This window comes from Paracraurococcus lichenis, from assembly GCF_030657435.1.
Lineage (GTDB): Bacteria > Pseudomonadota > Alphaproteobacteria > Acetobacterales > Acetobacteraceae > Paracraurococcus > Paracraurococcus lichenis.
The window spans coordinates 1-1,871 of the sequence record NZ_JAUTWS010000263.1; the positions used below are offsets into that span (position 1 = coordinate 1).

At 71.7% G+C, this 1,871-nt stretch carries 1 pseudogene; it reads right to left on the bottom strand.

The window, feature by feature from the left end:
* Positions 1–279: 279 nt before the first annotated feature.
* Positions 280–1,805 (bottom strand): annotated as a pseudogene (locus tag Q7A36_RS39550) (IS3 family transposase); the annotation flags it as partial.
* Positions 1,806–1,871 lie beyond the last annotated feature (66 nt).

The window sequence follows — 1,871 nt, forward strand, 5'->3', positions numbered from 1 at the left end:
CCGGTGCGTGTCAAACGAGTTGCCGCGCTGATCTCGTAACGGGGTCTCCTATCCTGAGCTCTGCGGGCGAGGCTGCCCGACGGCGAGTGAGGCTGCCACGGTGCTCGCGGCGGCGAAGGTTCGGTGCTCGCCAGCCTCGCCATGCTCGCTGCGCTGCGCGTGGCTGCGAGTGGCTGCGCGCCTTCCATCACCGCCGCTGCGCGCCGCGGCCGCGAGGCCGCCAGGTCGGGACGGGAGAGCAGGGTCGCCAGTCGAACCAGAGAGCGGAGGTTGGCTGGCTTCGGCGACGAGGCTGTCGCACTCGGGATTGAGGGTGACGGCGCCGACCGGGGTCCAGTTGCGGGTCGGCCCACTCCAGCGGCGCGGATTGGCCTCGCGCGCCTGCTGGTAGAGGGCATGACGGGCGGCGAGGATGGCGCCGTCCTCGCCGGCATGGCGCTGCGCCGGGGTGACGTAGCGGATTCCGCTGTGATGGAGCTCGTGGTTGTACCAGAGGACGAACGCGGCCACCCACTGCCGCGCCTCGGCGAGGTCGGCAAAGCCGCGGCTCGGGAACTCCGGGCGGTACTTGGCGGTGCGGAACAGCGCCTCGGCGTAGGCATTATCGTCGCTGACCCGGGGCCTGGAATGCGACGACGCGATGCCGAGCCAGTGCAGCATGGCCGCGACCGTGGTTGCCTTCACGCTCGGGCCGTTGTCGCCGTGCAGCACCGGGCGGGTGGCGCGGGCGTGGATGCCCTCGGCCAGCGCGGTGCGCCGGACCAAATGGGCGGCGTGCTCGGCCTGGTCGGTGTTGTGCACCTCAAAGCCGACGATCTTGCGGCTGTAGAGGTCGAGGATGAGGTACAGATAGAACCAGTGCCCCTGCACATGGGCCTTCAGGAAGGTCACATCCCAGCACCAGACCTGTCCCGGGCCGGTGGCCACATGGGTGCTGGGTGGCCCTGCGTTCCGCGGTGGGCGGGCCCGGCCGCGGCGCTGCATCTGGCCATGGTCGCGCAGCACGCGATGGAAGCTGGCTTCGCTGGCGACGTAGATGCCCTCGTCGGCCAGCGCCGGGACGATGCGGGCCGGCGGCGTGCTGGCGAAGCGCGGCTCATTGGCCAGATCCACCATCCGCGCCCGCTCGGCCTCGCTGAGGGCGTGCGCTGGCTTGGGCCGGACGGCCTCGGGCCGGCGGTCGGCCCGGACCTGGCCATCCGCGGCGCGCCAGCGCTGGAAGGTACGCAGGTCGATGCCGGCCAGGCTACAGGCCGGGGCCAGCCGGGCGCCGGCGGCGCAGGCCGTCGTGATCTCGCCCATGAGGGTCATGCGGTCTTCCCGGCAGGTCATTCGTCCTCGCCGTCGCGGAAGACCGCCTTCAGTTTTTTTGCCAGCACCAGCAAGGCAGCCGTCTCGGCCAGCGCCTTGTCCTTGCGGTGCAGTTCGCGCTCGAGCTCCTTCACCCGGCGCCGATCCTGCCGCGCCTCGACGGCGCTGGCCGCCCGCGGCTCGCCCAGGCCGGCGATGGCGTCGTGCTTCCAGGCCTCGAGCTCAGCGGGGTAGAGGCCTTGCTCGCGGCACCAGGCGCCGCGGGCGGCCTCGTCCATCGCCGCCGTGGTGATCACCGCCTCCAGCCGTGCCGCCGGCGTCCAGCGCTGATTGCTGGCCAGCTCGCCGGGTGCGGCCAGGGCCTGCGCCCGCCAGCGTTCCAGGGTGGCAACACTGACCCCCGCGTCACGCGAGACCACGTCGAGGGCCGCACTCTCCGGCGGCAACAGCCGCGCCACGATGCGATCCCTGAATGCTTTGCCGTATCGAGCCACTCTCGCTTACCCGCGCCCCCTCGTTCCGCGGTCCTAAACGCACGACAACTGCTTTGACACAGGGGG